This is a genomic window from Agrobacterium sp. ST15.16.055 (assembly GCF_027956555.1).
Taxonomy (GTDB): Bacteria; Pseudomonadota; Alphaproteobacteria; order Rhizobiales; family Rhizobiaceae; genus Agrobacterium; species Agrobacterium salinitolerans.
Genome location: NZ_JAQKGN010000004.1, coordinates 342993 through 359445, shown reverse-complemented (window position 1 = coordinate 359445; position 16453 = coordinate 342993). Strand labels below are relative to the sequence as shown.

Sequence of the window (16453 nt, the reverse complement as noted above, 5' to 3'; positions counted from 1 at the left end):
TGATCTTTCGGGACCAGGCTATCGAGCGTCACCATCTCGAGAGCGGTCTGTTCAGGAGCAGGTTTCTTCAACATGTCCCAATGAATCATAAACCCCCAGCTCACGCCAGGGGTTTGTCAGCAGTCTGTGCCGTGCGTCTTCACGCACGGCATTTTCTTTATCGAACCGGACCGCGACTTTCCGCGGCCCGGAGTCTTTACGGGAGATCAGCCGATCTTCACATTGTCATCACGCTTGATGGCGATGATCGTCGAACGCGGCAGCTTGCCTTCGCCATCCGGGAAGGGGGCGTCGGGATGCTGGATGCCGACGAAGTGGGTGCGCTTGTCGCCGGACCATGTCTGGCCGGTGACTTCGGAACCCTTCGGGGCGGTGAGGAAGCGCTCGATGCGGCCGGTGGCCGGGTCGCCCGCCAGCATCTGGTTGTTGCCTTGGCCGGCGAAGGCGCCTTCGTTGCTGTCCTCTCCGTCGGTCTGGATCCAGAGCAGGCCGGTGCTATCGAACATCATGCCGTCAGGCGAATTGAACATATTGCCTTCGTTGATATTCGAAGAACCCGCATAGGCGTCCTTGTGAACGGTGGGGTTGCCGGCCATGCAAAACAGGTCCCACTTGAACTTGCTGTCCGCATGGTCGTCATTTTCCGGATACCAGCGCACGATCTGGCCGTATTCGTTCTTTTCACGCGGGTTGGCGGCGTTGATCGCCATGGCGTCGCCGCCGGCGTTTGCGCGCAGCTTGCCGTCCTTCATTTCGCCGCGGCGGCTGTTGTTGGTCAGCGCGCAATAGGCTTCGATGGCGACCGGGTTGATGGCGACCCATTCCGGGCGGTCCATGGTCGTCGCGCCCACCTTGGAAGCGGCCTGCCGGGTGAAGACGCAGATTTCGTCGATCTTCATGCCGGTGGTTTCAGGCGTCAGGGCGAGCCATTCGCCGGCGCCGTCGTCAGAGAACTTGGCGACGTAAAGCGTGCCTTCGTCAAGCAGCTTGGAGGTGTCGCCGCCCGGCACGTAGATGCCGTTGGAGACGAATTTGTAGAGGAACTCGCCACGCTCGTCGTCACCCATGTAAACGACGACACGGCCGTCGCGGGCGATGACCACGGCGGCGTTTTCGTGCTTGACGCGGCCAAGCGCGGTGCGCTTGATCGGGGTGGAGGAGGCGTCCGAAGGATCGATCTCGACCACGTAACCGGCGCGGCGCGGTTCGTTGGGGTTCTTCGCAACGTCGAAACGCTCGTCGAACTTCTCATAGGCATAGCGCGTCTCGGCGACGATGCCGTAACGCTTGTAGTCGTCAGGCAGCTTGAAGGCGGCGTCGGTGGTGCCGAAATAGCCGTTGAAGTTTTCTTCGCAGGTGAGGTAGGTGCCCCAGGGCGTGCGGCCGGCGCCGCAATTGTTGAAGGTTCCGAGACAGTCGACACCATCAGGGTCGGCGGCGGTCTTGACGAGATCGGAGCCTGCGGCCGGGCCGGAAAGCTTCATCGGCGTATTGTGGTGGATACGGCGGTTGAAGGGGCTGTCGAGAACGATCTTCCAGCCGTCCTCATCTTCCGCGACTTCCATGACGGTGACGCCCTGCATGTTCTGCAGGATTTTCACATCGTCGGCCGTCTTCGGGTTGCCCTTGTCAGTGTGCGGCAGGTTGGTTTCCGGGTTCACATATTCATGGTTGACGGCGATCAGCTGGTGGCTGCCGACGACGAAGAGTTCCATGCCGTCGGTGTTTTCGCCGAAGACCTTGTCGGAGTTTTCAACGCTGACGCCCTTGGTGGGGTCGAGATCGGGAACGTTGGAGAACAGCGGCTGGCCCCATTTCGCCAGCGGCTTCCAGTTATAACCTTCCGGGACATGGATGGTGTGGTCGGTGGCGGCGGCAACCGGCTTGAAGGGGAAACGGCCGACGGCGGCTTCCTGTGCCTCGGCCGAGGTGCTGCTCATCAGGTTGCCGAGCGTGCCCATGGCGGCCGCGGCCGAACCGAAGGCAAGCACGCCGCCGAGAAAGCCGCGGCGGGAAATCGCGGTTTCGACCACGCGGTCGAAATCGGTTTCGGCCGGCGGCGGGTTCTGCAGTTCGTCCCATTCGTCCCAGGACAATTTGCTCGTATCGATGTCGGTCATAGTCTGTCTCCACCGTTGCTTGTTTGGAATCATTCCAGCAAGGTGCCTACCGTCCCAATATTTCATGCGGATGACGGAAAGCGCGGTATCGGCGGTCATTTTCCCTGCGCCAGGGCGGCTTTTTCGTCAGCGCCCGATCAGGATGCGGGTGACGAGAAAGCCGTCGAAGCGGCAGAAACGGAAGGGAATCTCCGTTCCCCTGCGCCATTTGCCGCCAATGTCTGCGGTCAGCCGCAGCGAGGCCGAGCCGTTGTCGTCGAAGCCGGATAATTCCGCCGCCTCGAAAAAGAAAAACCGTTTCACTGTCGGATAAAGCGCCTTAAACAGGCTCTCCTTTGCCGAGAAAATCAGGCCGGTCATGAAGGGGTCGATGGTGTTGCCGAGGCTGTGGCGTTCACGAGCGGTTAGGGCCTGTGTGGCGATATCGCGGGCTTCCTCCTCGCTCAGGAGCTTTTCAATATCGATGCCGATGCCGCGGAACCGCTCGCAAGAGCCGGCAATCGCAATCGCGCGTTCATGGCTGTGGGAAATCGCGCCGATCACGCCTTCGGGCCAGAGGGGCGCGCGGTCCTTACCCATACCGGGAAAGGTGGAACGGCCGGTGAGGTGGCGGATGGCTTCTGCCGCGCATCTGCGCCCGGCGATGAACTCCGCCTTGCGTTTTGGCGTTGCACGCAAAAGCTGCGGCGGCAAGGGAGGGACCTTGCCGCCGCAGCCTTCATCGGCGTTGTAACGAAGGGTGAGGCAATGGCAATCGCAACTGTCGTCCGGCCAAGGCCAGATGGCCTCCGGTGGATCGCCGGAGAAGGCTTTGCGATGAAACGCCGTTGCGACGGCCATATTTTTCACCTTCAATCCAACGGCTCGAATTTAAGCCGCAAGCGTTGCGCCGCCATCGACGACGATCTGCTGCATCGTCACATGACCGGCCTGATCGGAGGCGAGGAACAGCACCGTATCGGCGATATCGTCCGGCCTTGCGATCTTGCCGAGCGGAATGCCGAGCTTGAACTGTTCGGGCAGGCCGGCGACCAGCCGGTCCTTGCCGGCGGGGTCGCTCAGCATGCCGGCAAGCATCGGCGTATCGGTGGAGCCCGGTGAAACGACATTGCAGCGCACGCCATAGGGCGCAAGCTCAAGGGCGGCGCAATGGCTGAGGCTGACCAGCGCCGCCTTGGAAGCGCAATAGGCCATCATGCCGATGCGCGGCACGACGGCGGCATTGGAGCCGATGTTGACGATCGCGCCGCGCCGCTGCCGCTTGAAGGTGCTGCTCCATTGCCGCAGCATATAGAAAGGCCCGGCCGCGTTGACGTCCATGCAGGCTTTCCAGTCCGCTGGCGTCAGGCTTTCGCTGTCACCGAGCCGCAATATGCCGGCGGCATTGACCAGAATATCGAGCCCGCCCCATTCGCTTTCGATTGCCTTGCAGGTCGTCTCCACTGCTTCCGCTTGGGTGATGTCGAGTGCGATCTGGCGGAAGGGGGACTCCACTGTGTCGGCCAGAAGGTCGAGGCCTATGACCTCGGCCCCTTCCTCGATGAAACGTTCGGCGATACGGCGGCCGATGCCCCGGGCCGCGCCCGTCACCAGCACACGCCGCCCGGTAAATCTCTGTTGCGTCATCTTGTCCGTCCGCTCAGGCTGCGAGCCGCTTCTGGTCGATCAGCGCCCACCAGGCGGAGAGTGTCGGTACACGCGCAAGCTCATCGAAGCTGACCGTGACACCGCGTTCCTTCAGCTCGCCGGCGAGCTTCATCACCTGCAGGGAATCGAGGCCATAGAAAATGAGGTTCTCGTCGGGGTCGATATCGCTTTCATCCTCCACCATTTGCAGGACACGGGCTTTCAGCCACTCGCGGGTGCCGGTGGCTTCGCCCGCGCCGACAAGGCTTGCGGTGTCGATCACCACGCCGCAGCGCGTCGCCACATATTGCAGTGCCATGCGGTGCTCGGCCTCGGAAAAATCGGCGACGCAGTCACCGATCATGAAGGCTTGAATATCCTTCATGAAGGCTTCCACCGCCGTCATCATGCAGCCGATATGGGCGTAAACGCCGCCGACGATGATCTGGTCGCGGCCCCAGCCTTTCATCCGCTCCGCAAGGTCGGAACGCTGGAAGGCGCTGTAACGCCATTTGGTCAGCACCACGTCGTCAGGTGTCGGCACAAGTTTGTCCACCACCTTCTGCAATTCGGGATCGACGACCGTAAGCCCCGGTCCCCACATGTCATTCAGCAGCGCACGGTCGCCGGGCGGCTGGTTATGCGGCTGGGCGGTATAGATGACCGGCACGCCGTTCTGAACGGCCCATGCCTTCACCTTGGCGAGATTGTCGATGAGGGTGGTCATCAACTTGCCGTCGGCTTCGTAGAACCGCAGGAAATAACGCTGCATGTCGTGGATGAGAAGCACGGCGCGTTTCGCATCGGGCTGCCATTTTGTCTTGTTGGCCGGAAAGCTTGCGGCGACCGGCATCGGATAGTCGGAAATGGTGGGGATCGTCATGATGACCTCGGTTTCTTGCTGCGCCGGCTCGGGCGGCGCGTAATCTTTGGAATGGGGACGCTCTTTTGAACGTCCCTTTCGATTGGTGCTGCTTGTCAGGCGCTGATGGCGACGGGGACTGTCAGCAGGTCGCGCAGGCGCTTCTTGTCGATCTTGCCGACGGCGGTGAGCGGCATGGCCTCGATGAAGCGCACCCGGTCCGGCAGTTTGTAATCCGCAACGCCGAGACCGGCGAGATGCTGGCGGATAGCTGGCGCCTTGAGCGCGGGATTACGCGACACGACGAAGACGCAACTCTTTTCTCCGAGAAGCTCGTCCTGCATCGCCACCAGTGCGGCGTGGGTGATATCGGGATGCCGCAGGATCAGGTTTTCCACCTCCTCCGAAGCGACTTTTTCGCCGCCGCGATTGATCTGATCCTTCACCCGGCCAACGACCCTGAGATAACCTTCGGGCGTGCGCTGCACGACGTCGCCGGAATAATAGAAGCCATCCTTATCGAAGACCCGGGCGCTGTGGTCGGGCGCGCGGTAATAGCCCCGGAACGTATAGGGACCACGGGTCGCCAGCATGCCGGCTTCACCTTCCGGCACGTCGTTGCCGTCCTCGTCGACGATGCGGATCTCGTCGTCCGGGCTGATCGGCCTGCCTTGCGTGGTGAAAACGATATGGTCGGGATCACCGAAGCGGGTATAGTTCACCAGACCTTCCGCCATGCCGAACACCTGCTGCAGGTCGCAGCCCAAGACCTCAGGCACCTGGCGGGCGAGCGCTTCGGCGAAGCTTGCGCCGCCGACCTGTAGAAGCTTGAGCGACTTCAGCTTTTCGCGATGGGCGGGAGCTGCCTGCAGCCACAGGGCCACCGCCGGCGGCACAAGCGGCACGATATCGACGCCGTGTTTTTCGATGAGGTCGAAGCAGGCAAGCGGCTCGGGATTGGCGGCCATGACCACGGCACCGCCGGCGTGGAACACGCCGAGCGCGCCGGGCGAGCTCATCGGGTAATTATGCGCCACCGGAATGGCGCAGAGGAAACGGGTCTGCGGTGAAAGTTCGCAAATCTCCGCGCTGGCCCGGACGCTGTAGTCATAGTCGTTATGCGTCCGGGGGATCAGTTTCGGCGTTCCGGTGCTGCCGCCGGAAAGCTGGAACAGCGCCACCTCATCGGCGGCGGAAGGGGCGTAAGCCGGTGGATTTTCCGCCGGGGCGGCCAGCTTCTGCTCCAGGCTGCGCTGCGGATCGGTTTCGCCGAGCAGCAGGGTCACGGCAAGCTTTGGAGAGACCGCCTTCAGCGCCTCCACAAATGCGTCATCGGCGAAAAGCTCGTGGCCGCGCGAGGCGATCACCAGCTTCGGCGCGATCTGCTCCGCATAGGAGGTCATTTCCAGCCGGCGATGGCTGAAAAGCGCATTGACGGGGGCAGCGCCGATTTTGATGAGCGCGAAAAAGACGAGATAGAACTCGGCTATGTTCGGCAATTGCACCAGCGCCGTATCCCCCCTGCCGATGCCTGCGGCGGAGAGATGTCCAGCCAGATTGGAGGATTGCCGGTCGAGATCGGCATAGCTGAAGCGACGGTCGCCGCAGATCAGCGCCGTCGCATCCGGCCGGCGCTGCACCTGTTCGGCGAGAATGCCGCTCAGCGGCCGGTCGATCCAGTAGCCGCGTTCGCGGTATCGGCGAACGAAATCCTCGGGCCAGCGTTCAAATTCGATTGTCATGGTTTGTCCCTGGAAAAATTAGGCAGAAAGACCGCAGGCGTTCAGCATGGTCTTGAGCTTGGTCTGCACCTCGGCCCATTCGGATTCGGGCTCGGAGGCCTCCACGATGCCGGCGCCGGCGAAGAGCCGCACGGTTTCTCGCTGCACGGTGCCGCAACGGATGGTCACTACCCATTCGCCATTGCCTTCAGAATCCGTCCAGCCGACCATGCCGGTGAAGAGGCCGCGCTCGAAAGGCTCGACGAAGCGGATGAGGCGATGGGCGCGCTCGGTAGGGAAACCGCAGACGGCTGGCGTCGGGTGCAGCAGGCAGGCAAGCTGCAGCGCATTGGTTTCCGGATCGGCGAGACGGCCTTCGATGCGGGTCGAAAGATGCCAGAGCGCCGCCGTGTTGATGAGGGAGGGTTTCTCTGGAACATCGAGTTCGGCGCAGACCGGCGAAAGCAGCGAGCGGATATCCTCAATGACGAGGCTATGTTCGTAATGATCCTTTTCAGAAGCCGAGAGCCGATCCGCATTGGCCTTGTCCGCTGCCGGATCGACCATGCGTTTTGCCGATCCCGCCAGCGGGTTCGAGATGATGTTCTCGCCCTGCTTGCGGATCAGGAGTTCCGGGCTGACGCCGATCAGGTCGCCGCCATCGGGCAGCGGGATGCGGAACTGGTAACCTTCGCGGTTCTGTTTGGCCAGACTCGCCAGCAATCTTTCGACATTGACCTCGGAGGCGAAAGTCAGTTCACGCATGACGGAAAGCACCGCCTTGCGGACTTCGGAATGGCGGAAATTGACGATGGCATGTTCGACGGCGCGCTTGAAACCGCTCTCGTCCGGCAGGCTGTTCTGGCCGACAAGGGCAGGCATGGCCGAATCGGCGACGATCGGTTCCGCATCCTTGAAGTTCCATTCATAGTTGTATGGAATATACAGGCATGAAGGTTCGCTGACATCGAAGGGGATCGCGCCGATGGCGATGGGGTTCTGCTCGCCCTCCCGCTGCGCACGCTCAAAGGCGCCGGCCAGTGCCTGCTGCAGCGGGCTGGCAATGTCTTCGCCGCCGCGGGCGGGAATCGCTATCTTTTCGCGAATGCCCTTGGCGCGCAATTGCCCGCTGCCGGAAGTAAACAGAAATTCTCTATTAAATTCAGTAATTTCGTCGGATTCGACGTCATTCGTCCTGAGTGCTCCCGTTTTCATGGGATGCCTCCTGTGCGAGTGGTTGACGATGGCTTATACTTGAGTATGCTAATCATGTTTTGTCAACCGGTTCAAATTCACATGCTAAATTTAACCCCCATGCAGGTGGCCTATTGGGTCGGCCGCGAGGCGGATGGAATACTCGGGAAAGTTACGCCGCATCTCTACCTCGAATTCGACGGGCAGGCGGTGGATGCGGAAAAACTGGCCGTTGCCGTGGAAAGGCTCTGCCGGCGTCATCCCATGGTGAGCCTCAGGATCGATGCTGAAGGCCATCAGTCCGTCGATCCTGCCGCCCGGCCGCTCCGTCTCGATGTGGAGGACATGGCCGCGCTCGATTCGGAGGCGCTGGCACGCCGTCTTGAGGCGAAGCGCGAGGACTGGAGCCATCGCCGGGCCGATCTTCGCGTTGCCGCACCGGCGGCGATCTCGCTCAGCCTGTTGCCGGAAGGGCGTTGCCGTCTGCATGTGGACACGGACATGCTGGCCATCGATCCGGCCAGCATGCGGATCGTGATGGAAGACCTTGCCCGCTTTTACGAGACGGCGTCAGGCGCATACGAAACCCGGACTTTCGAATCAGTGAGGCCGTCGTTTTTCGACTGGGCGGAACGTCTCATGTCCGATCCGGACTTGAGGGGCTTGGGCGAAAGGGACCGCCTGTGGTGGCGGCAACGGCTTGCCGATGTTCCGGACGCGCCGCCGCTGCCGTTTCTGTCCGATGCCCCCCCGCGCGCCGTTCACACGGACCGGCTCGCCACGCTGCTTTCAGCGGCCGAGCGTAGCAGCCTGGAGCGGACAGCGCGGCGTTTTTCCGTGACGACATCGACCCTTCTGCTCGGTGTTTTCGCACTGGCGCTGTCGCAGGCGGCGGGGGCGGAAAAATTCCGGCTTTCCGTGCCGGGTTTCTGGCGCGCGCCGCTGGTGGAAAGGGTCGATGAGATCGTCGGCGAATTTTCCAACGTGCTCGTGCTCGGCGTCAATATCAGGCCTGAAGAAACGCTCGAGGCGCTGCTTGGCAGGCTGTTCGATGAGATGAACGGGCTTCTCGCACATCAGTCCTATCCGGGTGTCAGCGTCATGCGCGATCTCTCCCGTCAGCACGGTGGTTTGCAGACCTCGCCGGTGGTTTTCACCGCGGGGGTCGATCTTCCGGGGGGGGATCTGTTTTCGGAACGGGTCGGGCGGGTGTTCGGTCCGATGGTCCACACCGTCTCGCAGGGGCCGGGGGTAGCGCTGGATGCGCAGGTGGCGGCGGTAGATGACGGCTTGCTGATCAACTGGGATGTGCGGCTCGATGTGTTGCCGGAAAGCTGGCTGCACGCTTTGTTCGAAACCTATGTCGCTCTTCTCCGCCGGCTCGCCGAAACCCCCGATCTCGCTTGTGAAAGCGTGGAGCGATTTGTCGCACGGCAGTCGGAAGCGATGGCCAAGGCAAAAGGAAAACCCATGGAACGTCCTCTCTCTCCGCTGCAACAGGCCTATCTGCTCGGGCGCGGCACCCATCTGCCGCTGAGCGGCGTTGCGATGCAGGAGTTTCGCGAATATCGCGGCGATATCGATCCGGAACTGCTGCGGTCGCGGCTTGCCGCAATGGTCGGCAGACATGAAAGCCTGCGCACCCGCATTGATGAGCGACGGCTGGTGCAGGTGGTCTCCGACGAAGCGAAGATCAATCTCGATCTCGTCGATCTTTCGGCCCTGTCTAATCCGCAAGCCGAGGCAAGGATCGACGCGGTGCGACGGGATTTTTCCCATGCGCATTTCGATCTTGCAACCTCTCCATGGCAGGTCACTGTGTTTCTTATGCCGGATGCAGGGCCGACGGGGCATAAGATCGTGGTCTTTCTGCGTTTCGACGCGCTTATCCTTGACGGGCGGGCCATTGCGAGCCTCGCGGCGGAACTCTTCGATGGTGTCGTGCCGCCGGAATCCCCCGCTACGATCGGAACGCCGAAGGAGGATATCTCGGCGGCCCGCGTCAGGGATGCCGCCTATTGGGTTGAAAAGTTGAAAGATGCCGAGGTGCCCTCGCAACTGCCGTGGAAAGCACCGCTCGAAACCATTCCCACCTCGCGTTACAGCCGCCAGAGCGTGATCGTGGAAAAACAGCACTTCACCGCCTTTTCACGCATCGGTGCGAAAGAGCGGCTGTTCAAGAATTCGGCGCTGACGGCTGTCATCCTCGATGTGCTCTCGCTCTGGCTCAACGAAGGTGCGCTCGTCGTCGGCATTCCCGTCGCACCGCAGGTGGAAGGTGCCTTCGCCAACCGCTCCAGCTTCATCGCCGTCCAATGGGATGCGGCCAGGAACTGCTTTGCGGAGCGGGCGGCGGGTCTCCAGACGGATGTGCTGGAAGGGCTGAACCATCTCGCCTTTTCGGGTATCGATCTCAATCGTGTGCTTCTCAATGCCAATCCGGGCGGGCTCGCCTTGCCGGTGGTGATTACCAACGGTCTGACCTGGCCGACGCTTTCATCCGGCTCGACGATGCAATGGACCGGCGGGCTTACGCAGACGCCGCAGGTGGCGCTGGATTTCCGCTTTTCGCAGAATCCGCAGGGCGATCTCGTGCTCGATATCGACTATGCCGAGCAGGCGATCGATGCGGCGACGGTGGCGGATATTCTCGCGGCAATCGAACGCGCGATTGCCGGGATCGCCAATAGCGGCGCTTTCTCCGTCAATGCACGCGACATTGTCGAGCTGTCTCACTATCGGCTGAACGGCGACGAAGAAAACTTCGTCTGCCCGCCATTTCTGGAACGGCTCGCCGGCCATCTTTTCGAGGGCGACCCGTCGTGCACGGCGCTCGTCAGCGGCAGGCGGCGCATCGCTTATGGCGAACTCGGTCAGATGGTGGCAGGGGCGATGGCGGGCCTTAAGGCGCGCGGCATCGGGCGTGGCGATGTCGTTGCTGTGTGCCTGCCACGCAGCCCGGACCATACGGCTATCACGCTCGCCGCAGCGCTGATGGGTGCGGTCTGGGTGCCTGTCGATGCCGGCTCGCCGGAAGATCGCCTGCGCTATCTGCTGACCAATTGCCGCCCGGCGATCATCGTCGCCCGCAGCGTTCCGCAGGGTTTCGACGCCGTCGATCCGGCAGAGCTTATGTCCGCGCCCGCACCGGCTGGCGCACCCGTTACCATGGCGGAGGTGGCGGCGCTTTCCCAAAGCGAGGAGCCCGCCTATTATCTCTACACGTCGGGCACGACTGGCAAACCGAAATGCGTCGTGCTTTCCAACCGCGCAACGGCAAATGTCATCGGCAGCACGCTTGCGGAATGGGCGGTGACGGATAGCGATGTGTTCATCTCCGTCACGCCGCTGCATCACGACATGTCCGTCTTCGATGTTTTCGGCGCGCTCGTCGCAGGGGCGACGCTGGTGTTGCCGGAACCGGGCGAGGAAAAGGATGCGGTGCGCTGGAACGAGCTGGTGGCCGAACATGGCGTCACGCTCTGGTGCTCGGTGCCGGCCATCCTCGAAATGCTTCTCTCCTGCCGCCGTGGTGACCAGCTCTCATCGCTGCGGCTCGTGGCACAGGGCGGCGATTACATCAAGCCGATGATCATCGAAGAGCTTCGCAGGCTGAAGCCCGACCTGCGGCTGATATCGCTCGGTGGACCGACGGAAACGACGATCTGGAGCATCTGGCACGAGATCGTTGCGGAAGATGTGGCGGCCGTGCCCTATGGCCACCCGCTGCCCGCCAATCGATATTTCGTCCTCAACGATCAGGGCGGCCATTGCCCGGCCGGTGTCGTCGGCCGCATTCATACGGCCGGCGTGAATGTGGCAATCGGCTATCTCGAAGATGGCGCGATTTCCCAGACGGATTTCGTGACGGTTGCCGATCCGGAAGGAAACCCCGTGCGGGCCTTCCGCACCGGAGACCGGGGCCGTTACCGGCCGGATGGCAAGATCATGTTTGCCAGCCGCGTCAATGGTTACGTCAAGGTGCGCGGCGTGCGCGTTTCGTTGCCGGATGTGGAAAACGAGCTTATCCGCCATCCTTCCATCCAGCGGGTTCTGGTGGTGGATTACGGCGTCGAACAAAAGGGCGAGGCGGCTATCGGCGTGCTTTACGTCGTTGCACCGGGCCTTGAACTCCCGACCGCCGATCTGCGCAATTTTGCCCGGAGCCATCTGCCGGAATCGCATGTGCCCGGCCGGTTTCTCAAGGTCGACGATCTGCCGCTTTCGGCCAATGGCAAGCCGGATCGCCGTCGCGCCCGTGAATTGCTGAACGGTGCTATGGAGCCGGCAAAAATCTCCGCCCCTGCGGCTCCTGCCGTCGATCAAGGCGACCGCCGGGTGCTGGATATCTATCTCGGCGTGCTGGGTAAAAAACCGGCGAATGTGGATGCGAACAGCGACCTGTTGGCGCTCGGTCTTCTGCCTTCGCATCTGAAAATCGTCTCGGCTGAAATCCGCACTGCCTTCGGCGTGGACTTGACACCGCAGCAGCTTTTGCGGTGCCGCAACGCCAGACAGGTGACTTCGCTTCTGGCCGCCCGGGCGGTGTGAACCCAATCATTTCGGGTGGCACTTCGCGCCCGATAACGGAAATTGTGCAAGGAAAAACAGATGGCGCATATCGATCCTGCCGGCGGCTGGCTTCCACTGACGCAGCCGCAACTCGATTTCTGGGAGGAGTTTTCCTTCCATCCCGACGAGCCGGTTTCCACCGTCGCCCATTACATCGATCTTTCCGGTGCGGTGAATGAAAGCGCGCTCCTCCAGGCGATCAAACGCACCGTGCGCGAATCCGAAGTCCTGTCGATCCGTTTCCGCATCGGCGACGATGGCGAGACGCCACAGCAACGCTGTAATCCAAGCCATGCCCCGGTGGTGGAGCTCGTCGATCTCCGTGGCGATTCCGCTCCTCTGGAAGAGGCGCTGCGGCGCATGAACGCGGATGTGGAAGCAAGGCTCGATCTCAGAACCGACAGGCTTTCGGCGCAGCTACTCTACCGTATCGCCGATGACCGCTATCTCTGGTACATCCGCGCCCATCATATTGTTGTTGATGGTTATGGCCTGACGTTGGTCGAACAGCGCTGCGGGCTGCTTTACGGGCACTATTGCGGCAAGGGCGAAGCGGGTCCGGATTTCCACCCCTTCGGTGATTTCCTTGCCGAAGAGGAAGCTTATAAGCAAAGCCGGCGTTTTGAAAAGGATCGCGATTTCTGGGCGGCCTATCTTGCCGCACCCGCCGATCTGCCGGTGCTGGACAAGGATTGCGAGGACTATGGCGGCGGCGGCCTGCATACGGATGCGGCCTTGCCGCAGGGTTTCAGCACACGGTTGCAACAGGTGGCGGGCGCAATGGAGATCGGCTGGCCGGACCTTCTGGTGCTGCTTTCCGGCCTTTATCTCCACCGTGTTCTGCCGCGGCCGGACTGCGATGTGCTGACCTTGTGGTTGCCTTTCATGAGTCGCTGGGGCAGCGTCGGCGCGCATATGCCGGCCATGCTCGTCAATATTTTGCCCTTCCATCTCACCATCGAACCGGGGGAGAGCCTCGGCGCATTTTTGACGCGCAACGCCGCCAATCTGCGAAAGCAGCGCCTGCATGGCCGCTACCGCATCGAGCAGATCGCCGCCGACCGCGAAATCCCGAAGGGTCGGCGCTTCTTCTTCTCGCCGCTCATCAATGTCCTGCCCTTCAGTGCGCCGGTCTTTGCCGGGCTTACCGTTATCAGGCACATCCTTGCTAACGGTCCCGGCGACGGGTTAAACCTGACCTTCCGTGGCGAGGATGACGGCAGCGAGTTGAACCTGCATATCGATGCGGATTCAGCGCTGACGCAAGCGGAGGATTTCGCCCGCTACCGCGAGGAGTTGCCATTGTTCCTCGATGCCATGCTGCGCGAGGAGGCGCTGACGCTTGCGGCGGCTCAGGTGTCCACGGCATTGCGTCTGGCGGTTTGAGGGCAGGCAACGGACTTTGTCAACAATCTGAACCCGGCTCTGCGACGCAAAGCCGGGTTTTCGTTGCCCCAAGTCCAGCTCAGGCGAGTGTCGTCAACACACGGTTCGAAGCGCCGTTTTCAGCGAAACGGCCAAAGATGCGGCTGGTGGTGTGGCGCAGCCGCTCGACATCGTCAGGGCCGTAGCGGTCCGAACGGTAGCTCATCAAGACGCGAATGGAACGCTCGCCGCCGATCGTCTCTTCCATCACCTCGAATTGCAGCCCCAGCATGGATTCATGCTTGTCGGGGTCGATCTGGCGGAACTCCACCGGCTTGCCATCCGGCCCGGCAAGGGTGCCGTTCAGCTTGTTCTTGGCGTGAATCTGGATGAAGACCTCGAACAGATGGTCGCGGCCGGGTGTCATGCCCAGTGCCTCCTCGACGAGATCGATCGGGATTTCGCTATGCTCCAGCGAGCCGTTGATGGTGTTCTTCACCGAAGAAATCAGGTCGCCGACGGTCATGGTCTCGCCGAAACGCACGCGATGGGCGACAACCGTGGTGAAATAGCCGATCGTATCGAAATAGCCGCTATCGGTGCGGCCCGAAGCCGAGGTGCCGACCACGAGATCGCTCAGCCCGCCGAGATGGCGCAGCGATGCGGCGATGGCGGCATAGACCACGTTGAACAGCGAGGCGCTGTTCTGCTTGGCAATGGCGTAAAGCCCGTCGCTAACATGTTTTTCCAGCTTGAACTCGATCCAGCCGCCTGCCGGTGCTTCGTCCTGCGTTGCCGCGTGCGGCGTGCCGCCCTGTTCCTTGAGGGTAAGGCCTTTTGGCGCATCCCGCAGCATATCGGACCAATAGGCAAGGTGGCCAGCATTGACGCCTGACGCGACCTGTTTTCTCGCAAATTCATGGAAAGGTGCCGGCTTGGTGGCAAAGACCGGAGCCTTGCCCGCCGCCCTTGCCCGGTAGGCCTCGGTCAGCTCGTCCATCATCAGGTTCACAGACCATTCGTCGAGCACGATGTGATGGAAGAGGAAGGAAAGCACCTGGCGGCCGGTCTGCGCATCGCGCAGGAAACGCAGCCGCATCGGCAGTTCGCGCGCAAGATCGAAGCGCCAGCCGGCTTCCGCGTGCCGGTCCACACCTTGGCTTTCTTCGCTGGTCCAGAACCATTTGTAACCGGGCAGGTCGTGCATCGGCACGATCTTCTGCAGAACTGTATCTTCTTCGACGTAGAAATGGGTCCGCAGGCCGGGATGGCGCTCGATAATGTCGAGGAAGGCGCATTCGAAGGCATTCTCATCCACGGGATCGAGGAAATCGAGCGCGAAGGGAATGTTGAAGATTTCGCCGAAACCGAAGGCGGCATAGGCCTTCCAGAGCGACATCTGCGCCAGCGAAAGCGGTGCGGTGAGCGAGCCACTCGCCGTTGCCTGCGCCTGCGCGGGTGCTGCGGTTTCGAGCCGGGTCGCCTGTCTTGCGAGAGAGGCGGCGGTCGGGTAGCTGAACAGGTCGTTGAAGCGCAGTTCGATGCCGTGATTGCTCAGAAGACGTCCGATGATGCGCGTCGCAATCAGCGAATGGCCGCCGAAATCGAAGAAATCGTCATCCGGCCCCATCTCGGGCGAGACGAGCGCTTCACGGAATTCCGCAAGGATCGTTGCGACGGTGTCGTCGTCGTTCTCACCGGAAGCAGCGGGCGAAAGGGTCGCCTGCTGCGGTGTCGCCGCGGCGTTTTGAGGGACGATGCCGGAAAAATCCGCCCCACCTTCGAGATGGCTGACGAAACGCTCCAGCAGGAAGGCCGTCGCATGCGGCGACGTCTCCCTGCCGCCTGTCAATTCGAGGCGGATATCGCCGGCGGCTGTCGGACCGGCGGCAAGCGTCAGGCCGAGACCGGATTGCAGGGAGGGCAGGGGCAGGTGCTCAAACTGGAGCCCATGCTCCGATGTGGCCTGAACGGGTGTCGCAAGCGCGTGCAGCGTGAAGGTGGCAGTTCCGCCTTCATTGTCGTTTCGCTGCTCCAGACCGGACAGCACGGCTTTTTCAGCCCGTTCGGGCGTTTGGTCGCGCGAGACAGCTACCCGTGCCGCAGCCTCGGCTGACATCGGCATTGAAGTGCCGACGCCGGGCTGCAGGCGCAGGGTCACTGTCTCGGGACCGCCGGTTTTTGCCAGGAAAAGGGCAAAACGCGATCCGGCGCGGGCCAGAAGCGCGTTCGTTGCCGTGGAGCAGTTGAGGCCGAGCAGGGTGGCGGGAAGATCGACGCCGTGGCTGTGGCTCACCGGCCTGTCGATCCCGTTTTGCCGCAGCGCCACGACGGTCGAGCCGGAGGCCGGACGTTGCAGCCAGTGGAGCGGAAGCGGGTCGACGCTGTCACTTTCGACCGCGCGCGGCGAAAGCGGCTTAGGCGCTTCCCCGGCGTAGGCGGCGGAAATACCTTCCAGCAGGATTTGCGGCGAGAGGACTTCGCCGAGTAGGCCGTGGACCAGAAAAGCCAGCAGGATTTCTCCCTCGCTTAAAAGCACGACGGCCTGAAACGGCGGATCGGTTTCGGCATCGAAGGGCCTTGCCTGCAGGTCGTGCAGCAAGGTCAGGGCCTCGCCCGCCGATGGAACATGCAGCAGTTGCACCATGGATGCGGACGGGGCTTCGATGCTCTTCGCCAGAGTGCCATCCTCGCCGAAGGCAAAGCGTGCACGAAGCTCGGGCCAGACCTCGCAAACCGTCTTCAGCGCCGAGGTCAGACGCAGCAGATCGCACTCTTCACCGATGCGATAGGCGAGAAGGGCGCGGAAGACCTGATCGGGATCCTGAAACTGCTCGAACCAGACCCGTTCTTCGTATTGGCTCGGCGGGTTTGCCTCCCCCCTGTCGAAACTCTCTTCGATGCGACGTGCGAGCATACGCGTATTGTCTGCTGCCATGGTCCTCTCCTTGGAATATACGGGAATCGCGCTCCGGCGCGAAACGTGCTGTGTC

9 protein-coding genes are annotated in these 16453 nt (G+C 62.0%); 2 read left to right on the top strand and 7 right to left on the bottom strand.

The window, feature by feature from the left end; all coding sequences use genetic code 11:
- Nucleotides 1–206 precede the first annotated feature (206 nt).
- From PL599_RS09740 to PL599_RS09715, 6 genes are all read right to left on the bottom strand, one after another.
- The gene (locus PL599_RS09740; RefSeq protein WP_269824821.1) at nucleotides 207–2120 is read right to left on the bottom strand and encodes a PhoX family protein; all 1914 of its coding nucleotides are present in this window, start codon (nucleotides 2118–2120) and stop codon (nucleotides 207–209) included.
- 126 nt (nucleotides 2121–2246) lie between these two features.
- The gene (locus PL599_RS09735) at nucleotides 2247–2960 is read right to left on the bottom strand and encodes a 4'-phosphopantetheinyl transferase family protein (protein ID WP_269824822.1); all 714 of its coding nucleotides are present in this window, start codon (nucleotides 2958–2960) and stop codon (nucleotides 2247–2249) included.
- Between the two features lie 30 nt (nucleotides 2961–2990).
- Nucleotides 2991–3746 (bottom strand): 2,3-dihydro-2,3-dihydroxybenzoate dehydrogenase, encoded by a 756-nt coding sequence (gene dhbA / locus PL599_RS09730; protein WP_077984112.1) that lies wholly within the window; start codon nucleotides 3744–3746, stop codon nucleotides 2991–2993.
- 13 nt (nucleotides 3747–3759) lie between these two features.
- The gene (locus PL599_RS09725) at nucleotides 3760–4629 is read right to left on the bottom strand and encodes an isochorismatase (RefSeq protein WP_269824823.1); all 870 of its coding nucleotides are present in this window, start codon (nucleotides 4627–4629) and stop codon (nucleotides 3760–3762) included.
- Nucleotides 4630–4724: 95 nt separating this feature from the next.
- Entirely contained in the window at nucleotides 4725–6350 is a 1626-nt protein-coding gene (locus PL599_RS09720) for a (2,3-dihydroxybenzoyl)adenylate synthase (protein ID WP_269824824.1), read from the bottom strand.
- 18 nt (nucleotides 6351–6368) lie between these two features.
- The gene (locus PL599_RS09715) at nucleotides 6369–7544 is read right to left on the bottom strand and encodes an isochorismate synthase (protein WP_271359043.1); all 1176 of its coding nucleotides are present in this window, start codon (nucleotides 7542–7544) and stop codon (nucleotides 6369–6371) included.
- Nucleotides 7545–7625: 81 nt separating this feature from the next.
- On the opposite strand from PL599_RS09715, the gene PL599_RS09710 reads away from it, so the two are divergent.
- Together PL599_RS09710 and PL599_RS09705 are read left to right on the top strand one after the other, a co-directional pair.
- Nucleotides 7626–12074, top strand: coding sequence for an amino acid adenylation domain-containing protein (locus tag PL599_RS09710; RefSeq protein WP_271359042.1), 4449 nt, complete (start codon nucleotides 7626–7628; stop codon nucleotides 12072–12074).
- A 60-nt stretch (nucleotides 12075–12134) separates the two neighbouring features.
- Nucleotides 12135–13481 (top strand): condensation domain-containing protein, encoded by a 1347-nt coding sequence (locus tag PL599_RS09705; protein ID WP_269824827.1) that lies wholly within the window; start codon nucleotides 12135–12137, stop codon nucleotides 13479–13481.
- Between the two features lie 79 nt (nucleotides 13482–13560).
- Here the strand turns inward: PL599_RS09705 and PL599_RS09700 are convergent, their stop codons facing one another.
- Entirely contained in the window at nucleotides 13561–16398 is a 2838-nt protein-coding gene (locus PL599_RS09700; protein ID WP_271359041.1) for a condensation domain-containing protein, read from the bottom strand.
- Nucleotides 16399–16453 lie beyond the last annotated feature (55 nt).

Bases quoted from the DNA above. Each gene is read 5' to 3' on its own strand.
- PL599_RS09740 (WP_269824821.1), bottom strand. From the start codon at position 2,120: ATGACCGACATCGATACGAGCAAATTGTCCTGGGACGAATGGGACGAA.
- PL599_RS09720 (WP_269824824.1), bottom strand. From the start codon at position 6,350: ATGACAATCGAATTTGAACGCTGGCCCGAGGATTTCGTTCGCCGATAC.
- PL599_RS09700 (WP_271359041.1), bottom strand. From the start codon at position 16,398: ATGGCAGCAGACAATACGCGTATGCTCGCACGTCGCATCGAAGAGAGT.
- PL599_RS09710 (WP_271359042.1), top strand. From the start codon at position 7,626: ATGCTAAATTTAACCCCCATGCAGGTGGCCTATTGGGTCGGCCGCGAG.
- PL599_RS09725 (WP_269824823.1), bottom strand. From the start codon at position 4,629: ATGACGATCCCCACCATTTCCGACTATCCGATGCCGGTCGCCGCAAGC.
- PL599_RS09705 (WP_269824827.1), top strand. From the start codon at position 12,135: ATGGCGCATATCGATCCTGCCGGCGGCTGGCTTCCACTGACGCAGCCG.
- PL599_RS09735 (WP_269824822.1), bottom strand. From the start codon at position 2,960: ATGGCCGTCGCAACGGCGTTTCATCGCAAAGCCTTCTCCGGCGATCCA.
- dhbA (WP_077984112.1), bottom strand. From the start codon at position 3,746: ATGACGCAACAGAGATTTACCGGGCGGCGTGTGCTGGTGACGGGCGCG.
- PL599_RS09715 (WP_271359043.1), bottom strand. From the start codon at position 7,544: ATGAAAACGGGAGCACTCAGGACGAATGACGTCGAATCCGACGAAATT.